We start from the raw sequence: 21,567 nt of genomic DNA, 5'->3' as shown, positions 1-21,567 counted from the left end.
CGGGCTTTACGCCCTGGTAATGGTGCGCGATAAACTTCCCCATCACTCCCCATCCAGACTATGGTGGAGAACGATGAGTGATGAAATGTACTCGGTTGAACAGGTCGCCAACCGACTCGGCCTGCATGTTCGCACCGTGCGCGGCTACATCCGCTCCGGACGGCTCAAGGCGGTGCGGATCGGCAAGCAGTACCGGATCGCCCGCACCGACCTGGAGGAGCTGACCGGGATGCCGCAGCCGCCATCGGCCGGTGCCGCACCTGTCGAGGTGTCGAGCATCGTGCAGATCGACGGCGTCGACCGGACCGCGGCCAACCGGCTGAGCACTCTCGTGCTGGCCGGCGCGAACTCCGCCAGCGACCCCGCGCACCCGCTGCGCATCCAGACGGTCCACGACGAGGAGCGCAACCGCATGAAGTTCGTGGTTCTCGGCGGCGCAGGAGCCACCGCCGAGGTCTTGCAGCTGATCGAAGCCGTCCTCGACGGCGACAACGGCCTGCTCTCCGGGGAGGGCGGCGGTGCCTGACGCGATTGAGGAGCGCGCCGGGGTGCAGGTGTTGGTGTGCGACCCGGCCGGGCCGCCGGTGACCACCACGCAGGACGCCCTGGACCTGATCGGCGCGTCCTACGCCGGCGCCGAGGTGGTCGCGGTGCCTGCCAGCCGGCTCGACGAACGCTTCTTCACCCTGGGCACCCGCTTCGCCGGCGAGGTCATGCAGAAGTTCGTCAACTACCGGGTGCGCCTCATAGTCGTCGGCGACATCTCCCGGCACCTGGCGGCCAGCTCGGCCTTGCGGGCCCTCGTCCACGAGTCGAACAAGTCCGGGCACGTTTGGTTCGTCCCCGACCTCGACGCGCTCGACGCCAGGCTGCGCGACGCCGCCTAAGCGGTGAACCCCGACATGATCCCCATCCCCGCCGGGGAAATCACCCTGCGGGACGAGGACCCACGAGGACCGAATGAGCTGGACGGTCGAATCCGCCGCCTTCCGGCTGGCGCCGCACCCCGTGACCCGACAGCGAGGGGCCAAGTGCTCTCTTCGCCCGGTCCGGCAAGCCCGCAGTGCTGCTGCCCGACCGGTGACTATGCGGGATGATTGACCGCAGGTGACTGTGATGTCTGGACAGGCCGGGGCGTGTGCAGGGGTGGACGTCGGAGGCACGTTCACCGATGTCGTCGTGCACGCCACCGGTCACCGGCCGAAGGCCGTGAAGGTGCCCACCACTCCGGCGAACCAGGCCGAAGGGGTGCAGCGCGGCGTCGCCGAGAGCCTGCCCGGCGGCGTGCTGCGGCTGCTCCCGCACGGCAGCACCACCGCCACCAACGCCGTGCTGGAGCGCAAGATCGCGCGCACCGCCTTCGTCACCACCGACGGCTTCACCGACGTCCTGCAGATCGCCAGGCAGAACCGCCCCGCCCTCTACGACCTGTCCGCGACCAAGCCCGAACCGCTGGTGCCGCGCGAGCGGGTGGTCACCGTCGCGGAGCGGCTGAGCCCGCGGGGCGAGGCGATCGTCGAGCTCACCGACGCCGAGATCGAGCGGGTGGTGCAAGCGGTCGCCCGCCTCGAACCCGAGTCGATCGCGGTGAGCCTGCTGTTCTCCTACGTCCGCGACGATCACGAGCGGCGGCTGTGCTCGGCGCTGGCCGACGTCGGCGTGCCCATCACCCGGTCCAGCGCGCTGCTGCCGGAGTTCCGCGAGTTCGAGCGCGCGTCCACCTGCGCGCTCAACGCGGCCATCGAGCCGGTGATGCGCCGTTACCTGTCCAACCTGACCACCCGCCTGCCCGATCCGACGATCACGGTGATGACCTCCAGCGGCGGCACCGCCGGAGTGGACTTCGCCGCAACGGCCCCGGTGCACACGCTGCTCTCCGGCCCGGCCGCCGGCGTGGTGGCCGCCGGGGCGGTCGCGCGCTCGGCCGGGTTCGCCGACGCCATCGCCTTCGACATGGGCGGCACGTCCACCGACGTGTGCCTGATCCGCGAGGGCTACCCGGACGTGTCGACGTCGTCGGAGATCGCCGGGCTGCCGTTCCGGACCCCGGCCGTCGGCATCCACACCGTGGGGGCCGGTGGCGGGTCGATCGCCTGGGTGGACACCGGCGGCGCGCTGCGGGTCGGCCCGCATTCCGCCGGTGCCGACCCGGGCCCTGCCTGCTACGGCCTCGGCGGCGAGCAGCCCACGGTGACCGATGCGCATTGCGCGCTGGGGCACCTCGACCCGGCTCGCGAGCTCGGCGGCGGCCTGCGGCTGGACGCCGATGCAGCGCACCGGGCGCTGGATGCGCTGCCGGAATCGGCCGCCGGGGTGCTGTCGGTCGTCCGGGCGACGATGGCGCGGGCGTTGCGCAAGGTCAGCACCGAACGGGGCATCGATCCGGCCGGGCTGGCCCTGGTCGCCTACGGTGGCGCCGGCCCGCTGCACGCGACGGCGCTGGCTCGGGAGCTCGGTTGCCCCGCCGTGGTGGTGCCGCCCGCGCCCGGCGTGCTCAGCGCGCTCGGCCTGCTGCTGGCTCCGCCGCGTTTCGAGGCGTCGCGCACCGTGCTGGTGGATGCCAGCGAAGACCTGTCGCAAGCGTGGTCGGAGCTGTCCACCGAAGCGCACCGGGAGCTGGAGAAGCAAGGCGTGACAACGGAGATCTCGCTGTCCAAAGTGGCCGACATGCGCTATGCGGGCCAGTCGCACGAGCTGCGGATCGACGTCACCGAGCAAGCGGAGCTCAGCGAGCTGCTGCACACCGCGCACCGCGAGTCGTACGGGTACGAGATGCGGGACGAACGGGTCGAGGTGGTCACACTTCGGGTCATCGCGCAGGGCGAGCCGGTTCTCGCGGAGCCGCCGCAGGACTGGGACCAGGGCGAGCCGGAGCGCAAACCGGACCGCGAGATCGGCATCGGCGACCGGGCGGTGCGGGCGCGAATCGTGTCCCGGGCCAAGCTGCGGCCGGGCGACGAGGTCGCCGGACCGGCGCTGATCGAGCAGCCCGACACCACGACGCTGCTCACCGACGACGAACTGGCTACAGTGGACGAATCGGGGAACTTGGTGGTGCGGCTGACATGACCGAGCTGACCGCCGTCGAGCTGGAGGTGTTCCGTCACGCCCTGGCCGGCATCGCCGACGAGATGGGCGTGGCGCTGCGCCGCGCGGCCTACTCCCCCAACATCAAGGAACGCGCCGACTGCTCGGCCGCGGTGTTCGACGCCGACGGCGAGATGGTCGCGCAGGCCGAGCACATCCCGGTGCACCTGGGCGCGATGCCAGCCAGCGTCCGCGCCGTGCTGGACACCTGCGGGCAGCTCGAACCGGGCCAGCAGGTCTGCGTGAACGACCCCTACCTGGGCGGTACCCACCTGCCGGACCTGACGATCGTCGCCGCCGTCGGATACGACGACCAACCGCTCGGGTACGTGGCCAACCGCGCCCACCACGCCGACGTCGGCGGTGCCGCGCCGGGCTCCATGCCGGCATCCGCAACCGAGATCGCGATGGAAGGAGTCCGCATCCCGCCGATCCGCATCGCCGATGCCGACGGCGAACGGGAAGACGTCGTCCGGTTGATCGCGGCGAACTCGCGAACCCCCGAGGAGCGCCGCGGCGACCTGCGCGCCCAGTTCGCGGCGAACCACGTCGGCGTGGTGCGGATGCGCGAGCTCGCCGAACGGATGGGAGCGCAGCGGCTGCGCGAGGCGATGGCGGCGGTGTGCGACTACTCCGATCGCCGGGTGCGCGCGGCGATCCGCGACATCCCCGACGGGTGCTACCGCAACGAGGACGTGCTCGAGATCGGCGACGGGGTCCCGATCCGCGCGGCAGTGACGGTGTCCGGCGACGAGGTGGCGGTGGACTTCGACGGCACCGCCGAGCAGATCCCGGTCAACTGCAACGCGGTGTTCGCGGTGACGCTGTCTGCGTCGATGTTCGTGCTCCGGATGCTCACCGACCCCGACGCCCCGCCCAACGCCGGCTGCTACCGGGCGCTGCGCGTCGAAGCGCCGGAGGGCACGGTGGTCAACCCGACTTTCCCGGCCCCGACCGCAGCGGGCAACGTGGAGACCAGCCAGCGCATCGTGGACGTGCTCCTCGGCGCCTTCGCCAAGGCGATCCCCGACCGGGTCCCGGCGGCAAGCCAGGGCACCATGAACAACCAACTCATCGGCGGCAGCGACCCGGCATTCAGCTATTACGAGACGCTCGGCGGCGGTGAGGGCGGCACCCCCGCGCGCCCGGGCATGTCCGGGGTGCACACGGGCATGACCAACACCCAGAACACCCCGGCAGAGGCCGTGGAGCTGGACTACCCGCTGCGGGTGTGGCGCTATGAGCTCCGCCCGTCCTCCGGCGGCGCGGGTCGGCACCCCGGCGGTGACGGCCTGGTGCGCGAGATCGAAGCCCTCGCCGACTGCACGCTCACCATCCAGTCGGAACGCCGCGAGCACGCCCCGCCGGGAGCCCGGGGCGGAGAGCCCGGCGAGGTTGGCCGAAACGTCCTGATCCGGCCGGACGGCACCGAGGAGAACCTGTCGGCCAAGGGCACCTGGCCGCTGCGCCGAGGCGACCGGATCCGCATCCAAACCCCAGGTGGCGGCGGCTGGGGAGCTCCCGGAGACGGCCGCTGAGCGCTACCCTGGGGGTGTCGACCGGGCGCCCCGCGCTGGCACGTGGAGCTTCCGAACTTCCCGGTCCGGCGGAGCCTCCGACCCCAGCGGCCGGAGGCTTCCACATCCCGGACAACTCCGCACTGCCAGTGGTTGACGACACGGCGCGTAGCCGGTCGCCAGGACTTGGCCAGCTGCACCACGCCGCCCTTGCTGGCCGAGTAGCCCGGCACCAGCGCAACCGAAGTAGCTGAGCATCGAGGCGGCGTTGATTGATGCAGCCGTCGGCCCTGGCAAGCAACTCGCGGGCCGCCGCGCAGGCCCCCATGGTGCCGGCGAGGTTGACGTCTACGACCCGCGCGGACGTTTCCGGCTCAGCTCGGCACCCCGGCGAATCATGCCCTCGCAGTTCACCAGCACGTCCAACCGGCACAAACCGTCCACAATGGTCTTCAGATCATCCGGGCGGGTCATGTCCGAATCGAATGCCTCGATCGCGTCGTCGAGTTCCGGCACCGCCCACTCCGGTCCCGCGGACTTCGCCGCCGTGGCGGCCGAAGGCGTTGGCGACCACAGCTGCGATCCCGCTGGTGCCGCCGACCACGAGCACCGACTTTCCGGCGAAGGCATCGCTGCGATGGCTAGACAACTGCGATCAGTCCTTCGGGGAAGGGGCGAATTGGACCGCGGACCCGGGGATCCCGATTGGTTCGCCCACCAGGAACCCGTAGCCGAGCGCGGCGACGATCGCGATCCCGCTGGCGGCCAGCAGGGCGATCACGAAGAACCCGTTTCGTCCACGATGACCCTGATGGTCAGGGGGGCGAAGGCGCCGCCGAAGTAGACGCCGAAGTTCTGCAGGCTGTCCAGCGACACGGCGATGCGCTCGCTGCCCACCGTGGTCACCAGCGACGGCGCCGGAACTCGCCCAGTTCATGAAGAACTGCGACGCCGAGGTGTAGGCCAGCGCCAGCGTGGTGCTCGGGTGAGCGCGACCGGGATGGTGCACAGCCCGCCGATCAGCAACCCACCGCAGTTAGGCGCCTTGCGCGCGATGCTTCGCGGATACCGCGTGCTCAGCGCTCCCGCGCTTCCGCGCCGCGCAGCCGCTCCGCTAGCGCGTTGCGGTCGTGCTGGGCGCGCTCGCGGCGTTGACGCGCCGTTTTCGCTTTGCGACGGAGCTCGCGCAGCTCGCCTTCCACTCGAGCGAGCTCGTCGCGCAGCTCCTCGCAGCGTTGCTCGGCCTCGCGCTCGTCGCGCTCGGCGAGCTCCAGGGAGTCGGCGGCTTCGTCGAGTTGCTCGTCGGCGTGTCGCAGCTGCTTTCGAAGCTCGCGCAGCTCGGCGCTGCGCTTTGCCTCACGCGGCTCCGCCTTGCGCTTGGGCTTGGGACTGGCGGCGGTGCGGCGGATGGCCGCGACGGCGAGTTCGTCGAGGCCGAACCCGCTGTATTCGAGGGGTTTGACGAGGGTTCCAGCTTGCACCGCGCGCCCGGCTTCGGGGTCGGAGAGGGCTGCCGTCAGGGTTTGCTCGACTTGTTGGCGGGCTGGTTCGGTGATCCGGTGGCCGTGCTGCTCGACGAGTTCCGCGGCTCTGCCGGTGAGCTCGCGCAAGAGGCGGGTGCGGTCCGCGGCCAGGGTACGCAGGTCGTCGCCGCGCAGTTCGCGCTGCGCCGTTCGCAGCTTCTCGCCCAGCTCCAGAAACGCTGCCACATTTCGGGGGTCCTGCGCGGCGAGGAGGTTGACCGCCCAGGCCGCCGCAGTGGGTTTGCGCAGCTTCTTGAGCTGGGTTGCGAGCTCTTGGTCGCCGCGTTCGGCCGCCACCGCCGCGTGCCGGTCGCGGGCTGGGACGAATTCAGCGGGGGCGGCCGCGTACAGCTCACGGATCAGGTCCTGCAACTCCACGGGATCAACGTGCCACGCCGGCACGGTGCGCGCGACGTGAACCGCGTTCTTGGCCCGGCCGCCCGTCGGGTTCCGGGCGTCCGCCTTGACCGGCGGCTCGAGGTTGAGCGCTTCGGGTGCGTCCGGCATTGCGCGAAGGCGTCCCGGCCTCGCGCCCGGTCGAGTTTTCGACGCAGGTGACGCCATGACGTGAAAAGTCCGCACAACGATGAACTTCATTACCGCAAAGGTAGAGCACGGACGCCGCCAGACTGTCCACAGTGGGGGTATGTTTCGCTCCCGTGCCCTGTTGGTCGAAAATTAGGTTTTCGGCGGGATGGCTCGATTGCTAGCATCTTGGCGTTCTCGTGGAGTAGCTCAGAGGTAGAGCACCTGGCTTCCAACCGGGAGGGCGCGGGTTCGAATCCCGCCTCCATGTCGACGCGGTGGTTTCCGCCGCACCCTGGCGTAGCTCAGCGGTAGAGCGCCCGGCATCAAACCGGGAGGGCTCAGGTTCGAGCTTCGCCGCCAGGCCTCGCAGCAATTCTGGGACTGTTGGAGACTTCCATGTCTGATCGGACTTCCCGCTCCGCCTCGCTGGCCTAGTAGGTGGGCCGATGAAGCGAACACTCGATCCAGCAGTGCTGGATCGCTCTGCGGAGGTTGGCTGTTATGCGGCTCGCGGCAGTGACGGGGCTCGGTCGCCGCTGCGGGTAGGTGGACGGCCGCGGGTGCGAACACGACACGGGGCAGAGCCCGCAGCGAGCCCTGGCGCGCACTCGGGCGCGGCAAGGACGCCGCCGAGGGGTTCGGCGAGCAGCTCACGGAACTGCTGGGGTACCTGTCCGGGCAGCCTGGCAGGTTCCCCGGGGTGCACGCTGTCCCGGCCGAGGGCTTGCGACTGCCGGTGTTCCTGCTCGCCACCGGCTCCGGGGCCCGCACCGCCGCCGCGTTCGGCCTGCCGCTGGTGATCGCGGCGGTCCACGGCGATGACCGGATGTTTCGCGCCATCGAGTCCTACCGCGAGCACTTCCGCATCGGAATGGGCGGCGCAGCCGTACGTCGTCATCGCGCGAGCCGTCGCGGTCGCCGACACCGCGGAGCAGGCCCGGCGGCTGCTCGTCCCCGAAGCCTGGGCAACCGCTTTCTCCCGCACTCGCGGCGAATTCCCGCCGCTGGAACCACCAGAGCAGGTGCTGGCGCGCGAGATTTCCGACCGCGAACGCACCCAGTTCGAACGCGCGCTGGACGGCCACGTGTTCGGCACGGCAGACGAGGTTGCCGTCGCGCTGACGGACCTCACCGCGCGCACCGGTGCCGACGAGGTCCTGGTGACCGCCACGGCCTACGACCCGGAGGACCGCCTCGACTCCTATCGCCGCCTCGCTGCCCTCGCCTGACGACGCCGTCCAGCAACGCCAAGCGACGATTTCACACGAACTCGGAGGCCGGGGTCAGGTGGGTGGGGTGATGCCGCGGCGGGTATGGCCGGGGATGTGGTGGACGCGGTCGATGTCGCGGCGGTGGCTGGAGTCGAGTTGCCAGGGCACGCTGACCACCATCACGCCCTGCTCGAAGCGCAGCCGCCAGGTCAGCCGCAGCGAACTCTGGTTGTGCAGCAGGTTCTCCCACCAGTGGCCGACGACGTACTCCGGGACGTACACGCACACCAGGTCGCGCGGGCCTTCGCGGCGGATACGCTTGATGTAGTCGATGACCGGCCGGGTTATCTCGCGGTAGGGCGACTCCACCACCGTCAGCGGAACTTCGATGCCGTGCCGTTCCCACTCGTCGCGCAGCAGGTGCGTTTCCGCGTCGTCTACATTCACGGTGAGCGCAGCCAGCGTGTCCGGCCGGTTAGCGCACGCGAATGCCAACGCGCGCAGCGTCGGCTTGTGCAGCGTGGATACCAGCACCACCGCGTGCACCCTGCTGGGCAGGGTGATCCCGTCGCGCTCCGGTTCGAGTTCGCGGCGAACGTCGCGGTAGTGGCGGTGGATGGCCCGCATCAGGAAATACAGCAGCGGGATCGCGATCACCACCAGGTAGGCGCCGTGGGTGAACTTCGTGATGAGCACGACGACCAGCACCGTCGCGGTTAGCGCCGCGCCGACGGCGTTGACCAACCTCGACCGGTGGTAGCGCGCCCGGTCCGTGGCGCCGGCCTCGGCGAGCAGGTGGTTCCAGTGCCTCACCATGCCGATCTGGCTCAGCGTGAACGACGTGAACACACCGATGATGTAGAGCTGGATCAGCGCCGTCACGGACCCCGCGAACGCCGCGATGAGCGCGATCGCGACCAACCCAAGCAGCACGATTCCGTTGGAGTGCGCCAGCCGATCGCCGCGGGTGTGCAACTGGCGCGGCAGGTACCGGCGCTGCGCGAGCAACGACCCGAGCATCGGGAAGCCGTTGAAGGCGGTGTTCGCGGCCAGCAGCAGGATCAGCGCCGCGCCGGCCTGTACGACGAAGAACAGCACGCTGTCCACCCCGAACACCGCGCCCGCGACCTGCGCGATGACGGTGCGCTGCCCGGTACTGCGGCAGTCCGCAGGGAAGCCGATCAAGTCGCACGGGTCGTTCGCGATCCGCACACCGGAGATCATCGCCACCGCGGTCACGCCGCTGAACAGGCCGATCGCCAACGCCCCCATGATGATCATGGTGCGGCCGGCGTTGACGCCCTTCGGCCGCCGGAATGCAGGCACCCCGTTGGAGATCGCCTCCACCCCGGTCAACGCCGTGCATCCCGAGGAGAAAGCCCGCAGCAGCAGGAAGATCAGGGCCAGTCCGGTGACGTCGAGCTGCTCCGGCCGGATATCCCAACCGGCGCTCTCCGCGACCGGCGGATGCCCCGCTGCGGCCTGCCCGAGGCCGACGACGATGGTCAGGCCCATCGCCGCGATGAACAGGTAGGTCGGCACGGCGAACGCCTGGCCGGACTCGCGGATTCCGCGCAGGTTCATCGCCATCATCAGCACCACTACGACGACGGCGATCCAAACCCGCTGCGGGTACAACGACGGCACCGCCGAGACCAGGTTGTCGACACCGGCCGCGACCGACACCGCGACCGTCATCACGTAATCGACCATCAACGCGGCGGCAACCACCAGGCTCGGATTGCGGCCGAGGTTGCGCGCCACGACCTCGTAGGACCCGCCGCCGCTGGGATAGGCGTGCACGACCTGCCAGTAGGAAGCGACCACGACGGCGAGCAGCACCACGACCGCCAGCGACACCCACGGCGTCAGTTGCAGCAGCGCCAGCCCGCCGAGCGACAGGATCAGCAGGATCTCCTGCGTCGCGTAGGTGACGGAGGAGATCGGGTCGCTGGCGAAGATCGGCAGAGCCAGCCGTTTCGGCAGCAATGTTTCCCGCAGCCGGTCGCTGCGCACCGGACGCCCCAGCAACAGCCGCTTCAACACGTGCAACGACGAAGCCACCCCACCAGGCTAGGAGCAACCGCCGCCAAATGCGCTGCAGATGCTGTTCGGGGACGTGATCGTCCGCAGTGGGGGTGTCCCAACCGGCAACCGTGCTGGCCACGAGGACAACTACTCCGGCAAGCGCCGCCGCGCAGGGCTCAACATCCAGGTCGCGGCAGATATGAATGCCGGCTTGTTGGGAATATCCGCGCCCACGCATGGCTCCATGCATGGCTCCATGCATGGCTCCATGCATGGCTCCATGCATGGCTCCATGCATGATCGCAAAGCGTTCACCGAGTGCGGCTGGGAGGATCTTCTCGCGGACACCCCGACTATTGCGGACCCCGCGTACCAGGGAACTCATTTGATCACTCCACGCAAGTAACCCAAGGGCGGCGGACTCTCCGCAAGCGACAAAGAAAACAACAAAATCAGTCGGCGAGGACATGAGGCAGCCGCCACGACGCGACGGGACAGTCACGGCCTGGCGCGCGGCGGTGCGGGGCGGCCGGTCGAGCATGAGGCACCCGAGGAGTGCCTGCGGTTGGCCGCCCCTCCGGACCATTCCCAGATGAGCAGGTGGCGCGGTGGCGCTCTCTGAGCCCCCGGCCCGACTTGGCGGACCCCGATGCTCCACGTCGGGCTGGGGTTCCAACAGCCTGGCGGGTGTACCCCGACGCACCGGCCAAGCCTCTGGAAACGGGCCATTCCATGCAGCACCAAACCCTGCTACCTCGCTGGATAGCCAGCATTCACGAAGCCATCTGGCACCACCCGGTCAGCGGCGGGGCGGATCCCCGAACGGCCTGCGGAAAGAAGTTGAAGGGACCTGTGCACTGCGCGCACGGTCCGCCGCGCCATCCGGCGTGAACGACGTACCTGGCAGCGAAGGGCAGGACCACCCCCGCCAGGACGAGCGGGGGCGTTTGCGCGGGCTGGGCTCCAGCAGGCCGTGGCGGTCCAGGACCCGGTTGATGGCGGCCCGAACCGGAACCCGCCAGCCCCGTTCGGCCCAGCCCGCCACGGCCGCGATCTCGGCGAGTTCGTCGCGGATGAAATCGGCCCCGTTGTCAGGGGCCAGCGCGTGACGCAACCGCACGATCTCGGCCACGACCGGCTCGGGGGTGGCATGCGGAATCGTTCTCGGACGCGGGGACCGAGGCTGCCACCGGCCCGCCACCCGGGCCCGGGTCAACGGTGTCGATAGAACGTGCACCTATCGACACCGTTGACCCGACACCACTCCGCCACATTCGCGACCTCGGCCCCAGCAACAAACATCGCGTCCATCAGCTGCATGAGCGCTCGCCCGTTTCCGCGTCATGGCCGAACACCACAACGCCAATCAGGCGGCAGATCGCACAACACCACCCGACCCGGGTATGTCACTTGCTGCGAGACACAAACCGTGTCACATCAACTGAGATTGAAGAAGCGGTTTAGCCGGGCAAGGGTGCCCCTCACCTCGATCACTTGCGTTCGAGGACGGCCTTGAGGAAGCGCTGGGTCCTTTCGTGCTGGGGGTTCTCGAAGATCGTTGAGGGTGGCCCCGATTCGATCACCGCCCCTGAGTCGAACATCAGGACTCGATCCGAGATCTCCTCCGCGAAGCGCATTTCGTGGGTCACAAGCAACATCGTCATCGCGGTGGTGTGGGCGAGGTCCCGAATGACGGCGAGGACCTCGCCGATGAGCTCCGGGTCCAAGGCGGAGGTGACCTCGTCGAAGAGCATCACCTTGGGGCGCATGGCCAAAGCCCTGGCGATCGCCACACGTTGCTGCTGGCCGCCCGAGAGCTGGCCCGGTTTGTGCCCGAGGTGCTTCTCCAGCCCGACCATCTGCAACAGGTCGACCGCACGTTGCTCGGCCTCCTCCCGCGGCATTCCCAGCACCTGGATCGGCGACAGGGTGACGTTGTTGAGCACCGTCATGTGCGGGAACAGGTTGAAGTGCTGGAATACCATGCCGATCTTGCGCCGTACGGCCGCCTGCTGCCTGGTGTCCGCCGAGCCCACGTCGCCGCGACAGTCCCAAAGCGGCTCGCCGTCGACCTCGACCAGTCCGCTGTCCGGCTGCTCCAACGTCATGAGCAGCCGCAGGATGGTGGTCTTCCCGGAGCCGCTCGGTCCGATGATGGAGACCTTCTCCCCAGCGGCGACATCGAGGTCCAGTTCACGCAGCACGTGGTTGTCGCCGAACGACTTCCCCACGCCGGCGAATGAGATCATCGGCTGGACGTCCTCATCGCGGATGCGCAAGGCGCAGCTCCAATCGTTTGATCAGCTTCGCGGCCGGCAGGCTGACCGCCAGGAACAGCAGGCCCGCGATGGTCAGCGGCTCCAGGTAGCGGTAGCTGCTGGACCCGATCGAGGTCGCGTGGCTGAGCAGTTCGAAGACCGTGATGGCGGACAGGATCGCCGAGTCCTTGAACATCTGCACCACGTAGTTGCCCAGCGCCGGGATCACATCGCGCACCGCCTGCGGCAGCACCACGAAACGCCAGCGCTGCCAGGAGGAAAGGCTCAGCGCCGTCGACGCCTCCCACTGCCCGGCGGGCACGCTTTGGATCCCCGCGCGGTAGACCTCGGCGGTGTAGGCGCTGTAGTTGATGCCGAGCACGATGATGCCGGTGACCAGCGGCGAGAACTGCACCCCGACGTTGGGTAGCACGTAGAAGGCGAAGTACGCCTGAACCAGCAGCGGCGTGCCCCGCACGAACAGGACGAAGAAGTCGAACAGCTTGCCCAGCACCGGAATCCGCGAGTACCGGACGACTGCCACCACGAGCCCGAGCAGCAGCGCGATCACCGTGCCGATGAGCGTGACCTCAACGGTCACCCACAACCCGTCCAAGAGGGGCGGCACGATACTCGCCGCGAAGGACCAGTCCCAGATCATGGGCCGACCACCCGCCTGGGGCGGAGCACGCGTTGCCGTGGTGTGGGCCGAGCGGGGTCCATCCGGCGCTCGAACCAGGCCGTCGCGACGGACAACACGTACGCCACGATGAAGTACAGCACCAGGATGGTGCCGAAAACCGCTGCGGTGGCGCCGGTTGTCGCCCGCACCATCTGAGCCCGGAAGGTCAGGTCCGCGACGGTCACCAGCGACACCAGCGAGGTGTTCTTCAGCAGGTCGACGAAGACGTTGCCGAACGGCGGGATCATCGCCGGGATCGCCTGCGGCAGGATGACGAACCGCAGCCGCTGGTACGGGGTCAGGCTAAGCGCGATCGCGCCTTCGCGCTGGCCGCGCGGCAACGCGGTGATCGCACCGCGCACGATCTCCGCGCCGTAGGCGCCCTCGTTGAGCCCGAGCGCCAGCACTGCCGCGGCGAAGGGCACCAGTTGGACCCCGAAGAACGGCAGGGCAAAGAACAGCCAGAACAGCTGGACCAGCATTGACGTGCCGCGGAAGATCTCGATGAACACCCCGGCCGGCCAGCTCAGCCAGCGTCGCCGGGACATGCGGCATAGGCCCGCCGCGAAGGCGACGACGACGGTGATCACGATGCCCACCGCGGTCAGCGCGAGCGTGATCAGCAGGCCGTTGAGCAGCAGCGGTAGGAACGGGAGGATCTGGGACATGCGCTGGGCTCCCCGATCAGCCCGCAACGGCGCAGAGCTGGTCCCGGGTGACGCTCCGGGCCGCGTTCGCCGAGAATCCCCACTTCGAGAGGATCTGGTCGAACTCGGGGCTGGCCTTCAGCGCGCGCAGCTGTTCGTCGTAGGCATTGACCAGGTCCTGGTCGGACTTGCGGAAACCGGCGCCTGAGCCGGTCTGCTGCACATCCTTGATCGGCGGCGTGATGTCGATCCCGTCGGTCTTCAGCGAGTTCAGCGACAGGGTCGGCAGGAAGAACGCGTCGGCCCGGCCGGCCTGCACCGCCTCGATCCCGCTGCGGCCGTCGGGGATGTTGACCATCTGCGCGGCCGGCACGTTCTGCGTCTTCAGCGCGCCGTCCTCGAAGCCGCCTGGCAGCACGGCAACCTTCACCGCCGGATCGGCTTTGACGGATGCCACGCTGGTCAGGTTCTTGGGGTTGCCCGACGGCACCGCGAACGACTCCGTCGACACGATTTCCGGTTCGGAGTAGAGGATTTGTCCGCACCGCGACTGCTTCATGAACAGCCCGGCGGCGATGATGTCCCACCGGTTCGCGTTGAGCCCCGGGATCATCGACTCGTAGGGCGTGACCACGCCCTGGATCTCCGGGATCCCCATCCGCTTCAGCACGGCGGCGACCACGTCTGGTTCCGCCCCGGTGACCGTGCCGTCCGGTTTGATCTGCGTGTAAGGTGGCTCGTTGGCGATGGCGATGCGAGCGAAGCCCTGCTTGCGAACCTGGTCCAATGTGGATCCCGCCGACTGGCCGGTGCCGGGTTGGGTGAAGCTGCACCCGGCGAGGAATCCGGCCGCAGGCAGAGCCAGGGCCGCCGTCGCGCCACCGCGAAGCAACTGTCGTCGGGAGATTTCGTTTCCGCGCATCGGCTCACGCTCCCTCGCATGCATCACCCATTCGAGTGACGCGTTGGGGAGAGACGCTAGGTCGCCCGCTTCAACCTGTCAATAAACGGATTATTGACATTGGGTTACCCCTGGAATCGGCCGATCAGCGGTACGAAAGGCCGCAAGATGTCGAACCACCTGCGCAAACGCACCAAGGAACATCCGCTGGGCCTGCGCTGTGCGTCGCCAAGGGTCGTCCCGCTTGGGCCCGATCCGGCGAATTCCACCGCCAGCCCGGGATGCGGGCATCTGTCCACAATGCCCACTCTCCGCAATGCGAAGCAGTCCGAAAGGTCCAGGTACGCTGTGGTCCCCGAAACCACCAGGAGCGGCCACCATGACCACCGAGCCCTGCTCCCGGGCCGTGTTGCTCGGGCGACTCCGGGAATGCGACCGGATCCTTCCGAGACCGGGCACGATCCGCTCCCCCAGCATTCCGACGGTGCCCTGGGACGACTTCTGCGATCCGGCCGGGCCATGGCTGGCGTGCTGCGTGGCGGAATGGCAGGAACGCGGCGGCTTTCGCCACCACCGGGCCGGAGTCGTGCTGGTGGCGTTCCGGTTCGGCTGGCTCGCCTGCTGCGCCACGGTGCCGGAGTACCACCTCGGCGTGCCGCTCCCCTCGCTGGCCGGGCTGCGCGTCGCCGTGACGGCCGAGGGCCGCCTCTCCGGACTCCGCCCGACCGGCGATCAGCTCGGCGAGAGCAGCCCGCAACAGTGGTGGGCGCAGCTGTGCCGGGCGTTCGAACCTCTGACCCGGGCTCTGCACGCGCTCGGCGGGCCAGCCCCGGAAAGCCAGGAATACTGGGGAAATCCGGTCGGCTCCCTCGGCACGGTGCTCTGGCGGCTGCAGCGCTGCGGACTGCCCGGTGACGCGATGGCCACGGCCCGCGAGCTCCGCGCGGCCACCGGTCGCGAGCACCTGCTCGACATCGACCCGGAACGCGACCCGTGGACCCGCCGGACAACTTGCTGCCAGTGGTGGCGGAACCCCGGCAGCGGCTACTGCGAAGAATGCGTCCTCTGGAACTCCCGTTCACGAAGCGTGTGAAAAGCGTGTCGTGAGCCGCCACCTTGCGGTGCCGAAGTTGACCCGTACGTACCGCCCCGATGCGGGGCAGCTTCACGCCCCCAGTTTCGGTGTGCCAGCGGTCACGTGGCCAGTGTTGCGGCGGCGCGGGTTTGGCGGGCGATCTCCATGTCTTCGCGGGCCTGCACCACCACCGTGCGCGCCGCAGCACCGGGCGCGGAGATGTCGGCGTCCTGCGTCGCCTTTTCGTTCAGCGCCCAATCCACCTTGGTACCGATGAATTCCAGTGCTTCGCAGACCGCCGACCGCACCGGCGGCTGGTGCTCCCCCACCCCGCCGGTGAACACCAGCAGATCCAACCCGCCGAGCACCGCGGTCATCGCCCCGGCGTACCGAACCAGGCTGTGCAGGTATACGTCTACGGCCACCGTCGAGTCCGCGTCGCCGCTGTCGCGCGCGGCCAGCACATCGCGCAGATCACCGGAAACCCCGGACAGCCCGGCCAGGCCGGATCGCTGCGCCAGCACGTCGAAAAGATCTTGCGGTGCAACGCGTTTCGTGTTCAGCAGCCAGCCCAGCAGGCCCGGATCCACCGTGCCGCTGCGGGTGTTCATGACCAGGCCTTCCTCCGGTGTGAAACCCATGGTCGTGTCCACGCACCGGCCGTCGCGCACCGCCGCCATCGACGCACCGGCACCGAGATGGCAGGACAGCACCCGCCCCTGCCGCGGCGGCAAACCCGCCAGCTCCGCGCCGCGGACCACCGCGTAGGAATGCGACAAGCCGTGGAACCCGTAACGGCGCAACCCCCACTTCCGGTTCCACTCCCGGGGCAGCGCATAGGTGGCCGCAGCCGTCGAAAGCCCAGCGTGGAACGCGGTGTCCACGCACGCCACCGACGGCGTGCCCGGCTCAGCGGTGCGCGCCGCGCGCAGCCCGGCGATCGCGCGCGGCTGGTGCAGCGGGGCGAGCTCGGTCAACGACTCCAGATAGGAAAGCACCCTGTCGTCGACCACGGTCGCCGCGATGATCCGCGTGCCGCCGTGCACCACGCGGTGCCCCACCGCGTCCGCCCCGTGCTCGTCGAGGAACCCGCGGATCGGCTCCGCCTCGCCCTCCCAGCGCTCCAGGGTCTCCTCCGCGACCGCCTCGTCGCCGTCCAGCAACCCGAGCTTAAGGCTGCTGGAGCCCGCGTTCACGGTCAGCACCCTCATCGCGCCGACCACACCCAGTCCCGGATCTCCGGCATGTCCTCGCCGTGCGTCGACACGTACTGCCGGTGCTCGATCAGCTTGGTCTGCAACGCTTCTCGTGCGTAGGCCGCGCGCGGGCCCAGTCGCGGCACCCGGTCGATCACGTCGATCGCCAGGTTGAACCGGTCGATCTGGTTGAGCACGCACATGTCGAACGGCGTGGTCGTGGTGCCCTCCTCCTTGTAGCCGCGGGTGTGGATGTTGTCGTGGTTGTGCCGCCGGTAGGTCAACCGGTGGATCAGCCAGGGATAGCCGTGGTAGTTGAAGATCACCGGCCGGTCGCGGGTGAACAGGCTGTCGAACTCGGCGTCGGACAACCCGTGCGGGTGCTGGCGTTCGTCCTGCAACCGCATCAGGTCAACCACGTTGATCACCCGGATGCGCAGGTCCGGGAAGTGGTCTCGGAGCAGGTCGACGGCCGCCAGCGTCTCCATCGTCGGCACGTCGCCAGCGCAGGCCATCACCACGTCGGGCTCACCGTCCTGATCGCTGCTTGCCCAGTCCCAGATCCCGATTCCCCTGGTGCAATGCACGATCGCCGCGTCCATGTCAAGGTACTGCGGCGCGGGCTGCTTGCCGGCGACCACCACGTTTATGTAGTTCCGGCTGCGCAGGCAGTGGTCGGCCACCGACAGCAGCGTGTTCGCGTCCGGCGGCAGGTAGACCCGCACCACCTCCGCCTTCTTGTTCATCACGTGGTCGATGAACCCCGGGTCCTGGTGCGAGAAGCCGTTGTGGTCCTGCCGCCACACGTGCGAGGTCAGCAGGTAGTTCAGCGACGCGATCGGCTGCCGCCAGGCGAGCTGGTCGGTGACCTTCAACCACTTGGCGTGCTGGTTGACCATCGAGTCCACGATGTGCGCGAACGCCTCGTAGCAGGAGAAGAACCCGTGCCGACCGGTGAGCAGGTAGCCCTCCAGCCAGCCCTGGCAGGTGTGCTCGGAGAGGATCTCCATCACCCGGCCGTCCGGGGCGAGCGAGTCGTCGCCCGGTTCGGTTTCGGCATCCCAGGTCCGGGCCGTGGCGTCGAGGACCGCGTTAAGCCGGTTGGAGTTGTTCTCATCCGGGGAGAAGACGCGGAAGTTGCATTCGTCCTCGTTCAGGCGCATCACATCGCACAGGAAACCACCCAGCACCCGGGTGGCCTCGCCGATGGTGGCGCCCGGGTCGTCCACCCTCACCGCGTACTGCCTGAAGTCGGGCATCCGCAGCGTGCGCAGCAGGAGACCGCCGTTGGCATGCGGGTTGTCGCTCATCCGCCGCTTTCCGGCCGGGTTGTGGTCCTTGATCCGCTGCACCGGCGCGCCGTCGGGTTCGAACAGCGCGGCCGGTTCGTAGCTGCGCATCCAGGATTCGAGCTGACGCAGGTGCGCCTGGTCGTTGCGCGGGTCGCTGATCGGCACCTGGTGCGATCGCCAGCTGCCCTCGACCCGCTTTCCGTCCACAGTAGCCGGTCCGGTCCAGCCCTTCGGGGTGCGCAGCACGATCATCGGCCACCGCGGCCGAAGCATCCGGCCGTCCCGGCGGGCACCGCGCTGGATCGCGGAGATCTCGTCCAGGCACCGGTCCAGCGTCGCGGCAAACAGGTGGTGCATCGGCTCCGGCTCCGAACCGGACACCAGGTACGGCTCGTAGCCGAAGCCGCGCAGCATGCCGAGCAGCTCGTCCTCCGGGATGCGCGCCAGCACCGTCGGATTGGCGATCTTGTAGCCGTTGAGGTGCAGGATCGGCAGTACGGCGCCGTCGGTGACCGGATCCAGGAACTTGTTGGAGTGCCAACTGGTGGCCAGCGGTCCGGTCTCCGCCTCGCCATCACCGACGACGCACGACACGATCAGGTCGGGGTTGTCGAAAGCGGCGCCGAAGGCGTGCGAGAGCGAATACCCGAGCTCGCCGCCCTCGTGGATCGAGCCCGGTGTCTCCGGCGCCACGTGGCTGGGAATCCCGCCGGGGAAGGAGAACTGGGTGACCAGGCGGCGCAGGCCCTCGTAGTCCTGCGCGACGTCCGGGTAGACCTCGCTGTAGGTGCCCTCCAACCACGCCGCCGCCACCAGGCCGGGGCCGCCGTGCCCCGGCCCGATCACGTACATCATGTTCAGGTCGCGGGCCCGGATCGCCCGGTTGAGGTGGGCGTAGATGAAGTTCAGGCCCGGCGTGGTGCCCCAGTGCCCGAGCAGCCGGGGCTTGATGTGCTCGGGGCGCAACGGCTCCCTCAGCAGCGGGTTGTCCATCAGGTAGATCTGCCCGACGGACAGGTAGTTGGCGGCCCGCCACCACAGCTGCAGCCCGTCGACCTCCTGCGGGTCCAGGTGTTCGGACACGGCGGGCGTGGTGGTCCAGGTGACCCTGGTGGTTTCGGTGCTGATCTCACTGCTCATCCCGGCTCCCAATGCTCGACACCCCGTCATTCAGCGTGGTGGGCACCAGCTGGTTCGCAACTCGGGGTCCTGCGGAAAACCACGGGTGATCAGTGCTGAGCACCGCATTTCGCGACGTGCTTCGCCGCCATAGCTTTCGCACCGTGACTGGAAAGTTGTTCTCCACGCGGTTCCGGTTGGCGGCCGGGCTGGCGTGCGCGCTGGCGTGCCCGCTCGGGACAACGGAACTGGTCCACTTCAGACTGTTCTGCCCACATCTGTCCCGCAGACGGTCGGCCCGAAGCCCGGTGAAGGCACCAACGCGGTTGGCGACGGGGTGGCGGGCGCCCGTGACCAACTAACTGGGGCACGGCTGCCCTCACCCGATCCGCTAGAGGAGGCGGTCGACGGTGATCTCGGCGGCGGAACGGCGAGCCGCCGCGATGATGTCCAGGGCCGCCACCGCGTCCGCCGGGTCCACCGGCGGCGGGGTGCCGTCGCGCAGCGCCTTGACGACCCCGCCGTAGAACGCCAGGTAGTCGCCCGCTTCGCTGGGCACCCGCCGGACGTCGTCGCCGACGCCCAGGGCACCCCACAGGGCCTCCGGTTCGCGGCCCCAGGTGTCGTCGACGGGCAGGCGCCCGGCGCGCAGCTCGGCTTCCTGCGGGTCCGAGCCGTACTTGGTGAAGGTGGCCGCATCGCCGAGCACCCGGAAGCGCGGGCCCGGCCGCGCCGTGACCTTGCTCATCCACATGTGCGAACGAACGCCGTTGGCGTGGGTGAGCGCGATGAACGTGTCATCGTCGGCCTGCATCCCGGCCCGCCGGCAGTCGATCTCGGCGTAGACCGCGGCGACCGGGCCGAACAGCTGCAGGGCCTGGTCTATGAGGTGGCTGCCCAGGTCGTAGAGGATGCCCGCGAAGTCCTCCGCGCCGCCGGAGTCCCGCCAGGTCGGCTTCGGCGTAGGCGACCACCGCTCGAACCTCGACTCGAAGCGGTGCACCCGGCCCAGCTCGCCGTCGTCCAGCAGCTTGCGCACCGTGCGCATGTCGTTGTCCCACCTGCGGTTCTGGAAGACAGTCAGCAGCTGTCCCTTGGCCGCCGCGTGCTCGATCAACTGCCGCCCTTCGACCGAGGTCGGGGTGAACGGCTTGTCCACCACGACCGGCAGCCCGGCGTCCAGCGCGGCCGTGGCCAACTCGACGTGCGTGCGGTTCGGGCTGGCGATCACCACCAGGTCGAGCTCGCGCCCCAGCAGCGCGTCCATGTCGCCGACCATCTCAGCCTCCGGGTGCTCGGCGCGCACCTGCTGCTGCCGCTCGGGGTTGGCGGTGACGACCGCCGCCAGCCTCAGCGACGGATGGGCTGCGATCAGCGGGGCGTGGAAGATCGCGCCGCCGACGCCGTATCCGACAAGTCCGACTCGCAGTGCAGAGCTCATGCCCCCATTAGACCCCGCCACCCAGCTCGACCCCGCCTCCAGCGACCCCGCAAACTCCATTGAAATCGAAGCTCCGATTTCAATGAGCCTTCCACCCTGTCCGATCCGCGGCCGCGACGCCGGAAGTCCACGGCACTGGGATGCCGCAAGCGGCGCAGCCGCCTTAGCCCCTCGCCCCGGCACCGCCTCGGGTTCTCAAGCGGTCTTCTCGCGAGGACAGCCCGGACGGCCGCGTTGGGGTCGCAAAAGCCCGGGGTCCCCGCAGGCCGAGAAGGCCGCCGAGGTTCCGCTACCGCACCGCCGCAAGAACAGGCTGGAAAACGCTCAAAGGAATTGCGGGCAGCAGGTCAGGCCGAGGCCCGGCGCGGGCCCACGTTGGTCTGGCCCGGGCAGACCAGGCCGGTCTCGTAGGCCGTGATCACCAGCTGGGTGCGCGAGCTGAGGTGCAGCTTCTGCATCACGTGATAAAGGTGCGACTTCACCGTCAGCTCCGCCAGCCCGAGGTTGCGGGCGATCTCGGCGTTCGACCCGCCGCGCGCGACCTCCAGCAGCACGTCCAGCTCCCGCTCCGTCAGCGCGCTCAACTCGCTGCGGGCGTCGCGGACGCCCAGCGCCGCGAAGCGCTGCAACAGCCGCTTGGTGATTCGCGGCGACAGCAGCGCATCCCCAGCAGCGACGGTGTGCACGGCCTTGACCAGCTCCTCCGGCGTGGCGTCCTTGAGCAGGAAACCGCTGGCCCCGGCGCGCAAGGCGGCGTAGACGTACTCGTCGAGGTCGTGCACCGTGAGCATGATCACCGAGGTTTCGCCGCCGGTTTCCGCGATGATGTCGCGGGCCGCCGCTATGCCGTCCTTGCCCGGCATCCGCACGTCCATCAGCACCACGTCGGGCCGCCGCCGGCGCACCGCGGACAGCGCCGCTTCACCGTCGGCGGCTTCGGCCAGCACGCGCAGGCCCGGTTCGCTGGACAGCAGCGCGACCAGTCCCGCACGGATCATCGCTTGGTCGTCGGCTACCAGGACGGTCGTGTCCGCAGTTTCCACGCCGGGCCTCCTCGGTCCG

The 21,567-nt window shown here is 69.1% G+C and carries 19 protein-coding genes, 1 tRNA gene and 1 pseudogene; 8 read left to right on the top strand and 13 right to left on the bottom strand.

Going from position 1 to position 21,567, the window contains the following annotated elements; genetic code table 11:
* Positions 1-73 precede the first annotated feature (73 nt).
* From ACWDKQ_RS04990 to ACWDKQ_RS04975, 4 genes are all read left to right on the top strand, one after another.
* Entirely contained in the window at positions 74-526 is a 453-nt protein-coding gene (locus ACWDKQ_RS04990) for a helix-turn-helix domain-containing protein (protein WP_450137446.1), read from the top strand.
* The gene (locus ACWDKQ_RS04985) at positions 519-887 is read left to right on the top strand and encodes a DUF4180 domain-containing protein (RefSeq protein ID WP_450137445.1); all 369 of its coding nucleotides are present in this window, start codon (positions 519-521) and stop codon (positions 885-887) included. The genes ACWDKQ_RS04990 and ACWDKQ_RS04985 overlap by 8 nt, the downstream gene beginning before the upstream one ends.
* Before the next feature lie 229 nt (positions 888-1,116).
* A complete protein-coding gene (locus tag ACWDKQ_RS04980; RefSeq protein ID WP_450137444.1) occupies positions 1,117-3,069 on the top strand; it encodes a hydantoinase/oxoprolinase family protein in 1,953 nt (650 codons plus the stop codon).
* Positions 3,066-4,625 carry a hydantoinase B/oxoprolinase family protein gene (locus ACWDKQ_RS04975; protein ID WP_450137443.1) on the top strand — a complete coding sequence of 520 codons (1,560 nt, stop codon included), beginning with the start codon at positions 3,066-3,068 and terminating at the stop codon, positions 4,623-4,625. Before ACWDKQ_RS04980 ends, ACWDKQ_RS04975 begins: the two co-directional genes overlap by 4 nt.
* A gap of 327 nt (positions 4,626-4,952) precedes the next feature.
* Here ACWDKQ_RS04975 and ACWDKQ_RS04970 read toward each other — a convergent pair whose 3' ends face one another.
* The 3 genes from ACWDKQ_RS04970 to ACWDKQ_RS04960 form a co-directional block, all read right to left on the bottom strand.
* The gene (locus ACWDKQ_RS04970) at positions 4,953-5,120 is read right to left on the bottom strand and encodes a hypothetical protein (protein ID WP_450137442.1); all 168 of its coding nucleotides are present in this window, start codon (positions 5,118-5,120) and stop codon (positions 4,953-4,955) included.
* A 139-nt stretch (positions 5,121-5,259) separates the two neighbouring features.
* Positions 5,260-5,385, bottom strand: coding sequence for a hypothetical protein (locus tag ACWDKQ_RS04965; protein ID WP_450137441.1), 126 nt, complete (start codon positions 5,383-5,385; stop codon positions 5,260-5,262).
* A 295-nt stretch (positions 5,386-5,680) separates the two neighbouring features.
* The gene (locus ACWDKQ_RS04960; RefSeq protein ID WP_450137440.1) at positions 5,681-6,634 is read right to left on the bottom strand and encodes a hypothetical protein; all 954 of its coding nucleotides are present in this window, start codon (positions 6,632-6,634) and stop codon (positions 5,681-5,683) included.
* Between the two features lie 217 nt (positions 6,635-6,851).
* Between ACWDKQ_RS04960 and ACWDKQ_RS04955 the strand changes: the two genes are divergently transcribed.
* Together ACWDKQ_RS04955 and ACWDKQ_RS04950 are read left to right on the top strand one after the other, a co-directional pair.
* A tRNA-Gly gene (locus ACWDKQ_RS04955) sits at positions 6,852-6,923 on the top strand.
* Positions 6,924-7,473: 550 nt separating this feature from the next.
* Complete coding sequence (locus tag ACWDKQ_RS04950) at positions 7,474-7,884, top strand: hypothetical protein (RefSeq protein ID WP_450137439.1); 411 nt, start codon at positions 7,474-7,476, stop codon at positions 7,882-7,884.
* Between the two features lie 54 nt (positions 7,885-7,938).
* Here ACWDKQ_RS04950 and ACWDKQ_RS04945 read toward each other — a convergent pair whose 3' ends face one another.
* On the bottom strand, positions 7,939-9,930 hold the full coding sequence (locus ACWDKQ_RS04945; RefSeq protein ID WP_450137438.1) for an APC family permease: 1,992 nt from the start codon (positions 9,928-9,930) through the stop codon (positions 7,939-7,941).
* A gap of 40 nt (positions 9,931-9,970) precedes the next feature.
* On the opposite strand from ACWDKQ_RS04945, the gene ACWDKQ_RS04940 reads away from it, so the two are divergent.
* On the top strand, positions 9,971-10,300 hold the full coding sequence (locus ACWDKQ_RS04940) for a hypothetical protein (RefSeq protein ID WP_450137437.1): 330 nt from the start codon (positions 9,971-9,973) through the stop codon (positions 10,298-10,300).
* Between the two features lie 519 nt (positions 10,301-10,819).
* Here ACWDKQ_RS04940 and ACWDKQ_RS04935 read toward each other — a convergent pair.
* From ACWDKQ_RS04935 to ehuB, 5 genes and pseudogenes are all read right to left on the bottom strand, one after another.
* Positions 10,820-11,214, bottom strand: a pseudogene (locus tag ACWDKQ_RS04935) (IS481 family transposase); the annotation flags it as partial.
* Positions 11,215-11,384: 170 nt separating this feature from the next.
* Positions 11,385-12,143, bottom strand: a complete 759-nt coding sequence (gene ehuA / locus ACWDKQ_RS04930) for an ectoine/hydroxyectoine ABC transporter ATP-binding protein EhuA (RefSeq protein WP_450137477.1) — start codon at positions 12,141-12,143, stop codon at positions 11,385-11,387.
* Positions 12,144-12,156: 13 nt separating this feature from the next.
* A complete protein-coding gene (gene ehuD, locus ACWDKQ_RS04925; RefSeq protein ID WP_450137436.1) occupies positions 12,157-12,813 on the bottom strand; it encodes an ectoine/hydroxyectoine ABC transporter permease subunit EhuD in 657 nt (218 codons plus the stop codon).
* Positions 12,810-13,502, bottom strand: a complete 693-nt coding sequence (gene ehuC, locus ACWDKQ_RS04920) for an ectoine/hydroxyectoine ABC transporter permease subunit EhuC (protein ID WP_450137435.1) — start codon at positions 13,500-13,502, stop codon at positions 12,810-12,812. The genes ehuD and ehuC overlap by 4 nt, the downstream gene beginning before the upstream one ends.
* A gap of 16 nt (positions 13,503-13,518) precedes the next feature.
* Positions 13,519-14,403 (bottom strand): ectoine/hydroxyectoine ABC transporter substrate-binding protein EhuB, encoded by an 885-nt coding sequence (ehuB, locus tag ACWDKQ_RS04915; protein WP_450137434.1) that lies wholly within the window; start codon positions 14,401-14,403, stop codon positions 13,519-13,521.
* Between the two features lie 358 nt (positions 14,404-14,761).
* Between ehuB and ACWDKQ_RS04910 the strand changes: the two genes are divergently transcribed.
* On the top strand, positions 14,762-15,475 hold the full coding sequence (locus ACWDKQ_RS04910) for a (2Fe-2S)-binding protein (RefSeq protein WP_450137433.1): 714 nt from the start codon (positions 14,762-14,764) through the stop codon (positions 15,473-15,475).
* A 101-nt stretch (positions 15,476-15,576) separates the two neighbouring features.
* On the opposite strand, the gene ACWDKQ_RS04905 is transcribed toward ACWDKQ_RS04910, so the two are convergent.
* The 4 genes from ACWDKQ_RS04905 to ACWDKQ_RS04890 all read right to left on the bottom strand — a co-directional run bounded on the left by ACWDKQ_RS04905 (position 15,577) and on the right by ACWDKQ_RS04890 (position 21,548).
* Complete coding sequence (locus ACWDKQ_RS04905) at positions 15,577-16,668, bottom strand: acetate/propionate family kinase (RefSeq protein ID WP_450137432.1); 1,092 nt, start codon at positions 16,666-16,668, stop codon at positions 15,577-15,579.
* Positions 16,665-19,085 carry a phosphoketolase family protein gene (locus ACWDKQ_RS04900; RefSeq protein WP_450137431.1) on the bottom strand — a complete coding sequence of 807 codons (2,421 nt, stop codon included), beginning with the start codon at positions 19,083-19,085 and terminating at the stop codon, positions 16,665-16,667. The genes ACWDKQ_RS04905 and ACWDKQ_RS04900 overlap by 4 nt, the downstream gene beginning before the upstream one ends.
* A 370-nt stretch (positions 19,086-19,455) precedes the next feature.
* Entirely contained in the window at positions 19,456-20,505 is a 1,050-nt protein-coding gene (locus ACWDKQ_RS04895) for a Gfo/Idh/MocA family protein (protein ID WP_450137430.1), read from the bottom strand.
* Between the two features lie 347 nt (positions 20,506-20,852).
* On the bottom strand, positions 20,853-21,548 hold the full coding sequence (locus ACWDKQ_RS04890) for a response regulator (RefSeq protein WP_450137429.1): 696 nt from the start codon (positions 21,546-21,548) through the stop codon (positions 20,853-20,855).
* Between the last annotated feature and the right edge of the window lie 19 nt (positions 21,549-21,567).

It is taken from the genome of Saccharopolyspora sp. NPDC000995 (genome assembly GCF_053599315.1).
This window is presented reverse-complemented; position numbering and strand designations above follow the sequence as displayed.

Coding starts and splice junctions, on each gene's coding strand:
- ACWDKQ_RS04895 (WP_450137430.1), bottom strand. CDS start 20,505: ATGAGCTCTGCACTGCGAGTCGGACTTGTCGGATACGGCGTCGGCGGC.
- ehuD (WP_450137436.1), bottom strand. CDS start 12,813: ATGATCTGGGACTGGTCCTTCGCGGCGAGTATCGTGCCGCCCCTCTTG.
- ACWDKQ_RS04900 (WP_450137431.1), bottom strand. CDS start 19,085: ATGAGCAGTGAGATCAGCACCGAAACCACCAGGGTCACCTGGACCACC.
- ACWDKQ_RS04905 (WP_450137432.1), bottom strand. CDS start 16,668: ATGAGGGTGCTGACCGTGAACGCGGGCTCCAGCAGCCTTAAGCTCGGG.
- ehuA (WP_450137477.1), bottom strand. CDS start 12,143: ATGATCTCATTCGCCGGCGTGGGGAAGTCGTTCGGCGACAACCACGTG.
- ACWDKQ_RS04950 (WP_450137439.1), top strand. CDS start 7,474: ATGACCGGATGTTTCGCGCCATCGAGTCCTACCGCGAGCACTTCCGCA.
- ehuC (WP_450137435.1), bottom strand. CDS start 13,502: ATGTCCCAGATCCTCCCGTTCCTACCGCTGCTGCTCAACGGCCTGCTG.
- ACWDKQ_RS04960 (WP_450137440.1), bottom strand. CDS start 6,634: ATGCCGGACGCACCCGAAGCGCTCAACCTCGAGCCGCCGGTCAAGGCG.
- ACWDKQ_RS04980 (WP_450137444.1), top strand. CDS start 1,117: ATGTCTGGACAGGCCGGGGCGTGTGCAGGGGTGGACGTCGGAGGCACG.
- ACWDKQ_RS04940 (WP_450137437.1), top strand. CDS start 9,971: ATGCTGTTCGGGGACGTGATCGTCCGCAGTGGGGGTGTCCCAACCGGC.
- ehuB (WP_450137434.1), bottom strand. CDS start 14,403: ATGCGCGGAAACGAAATCTCCCGACGACAGTTGCTTCGCGGTGGCGCG.
- ACWDKQ_RS04910 (WP_450137433.1), top strand. CDS start 14,762: ATGACCACCGAGCCCTGCTCCCGGGCCGTGTTGCTCGGGCGACTCCGG.
- ACWDKQ_RS04990 (WP_450137446.1), top strand. CDS start 74: ATGAGTGATGAAATGTACTCGGTTGAACAGGTCGCCAACCGACTCGGC.
- ACWDKQ_RS04975 (WP_450137443.1), top strand. CDS start 3,066: ATGACCGAGCTGACCGCCGTCGAGCTGGAGGTGTTCCGTCACGCCCTG.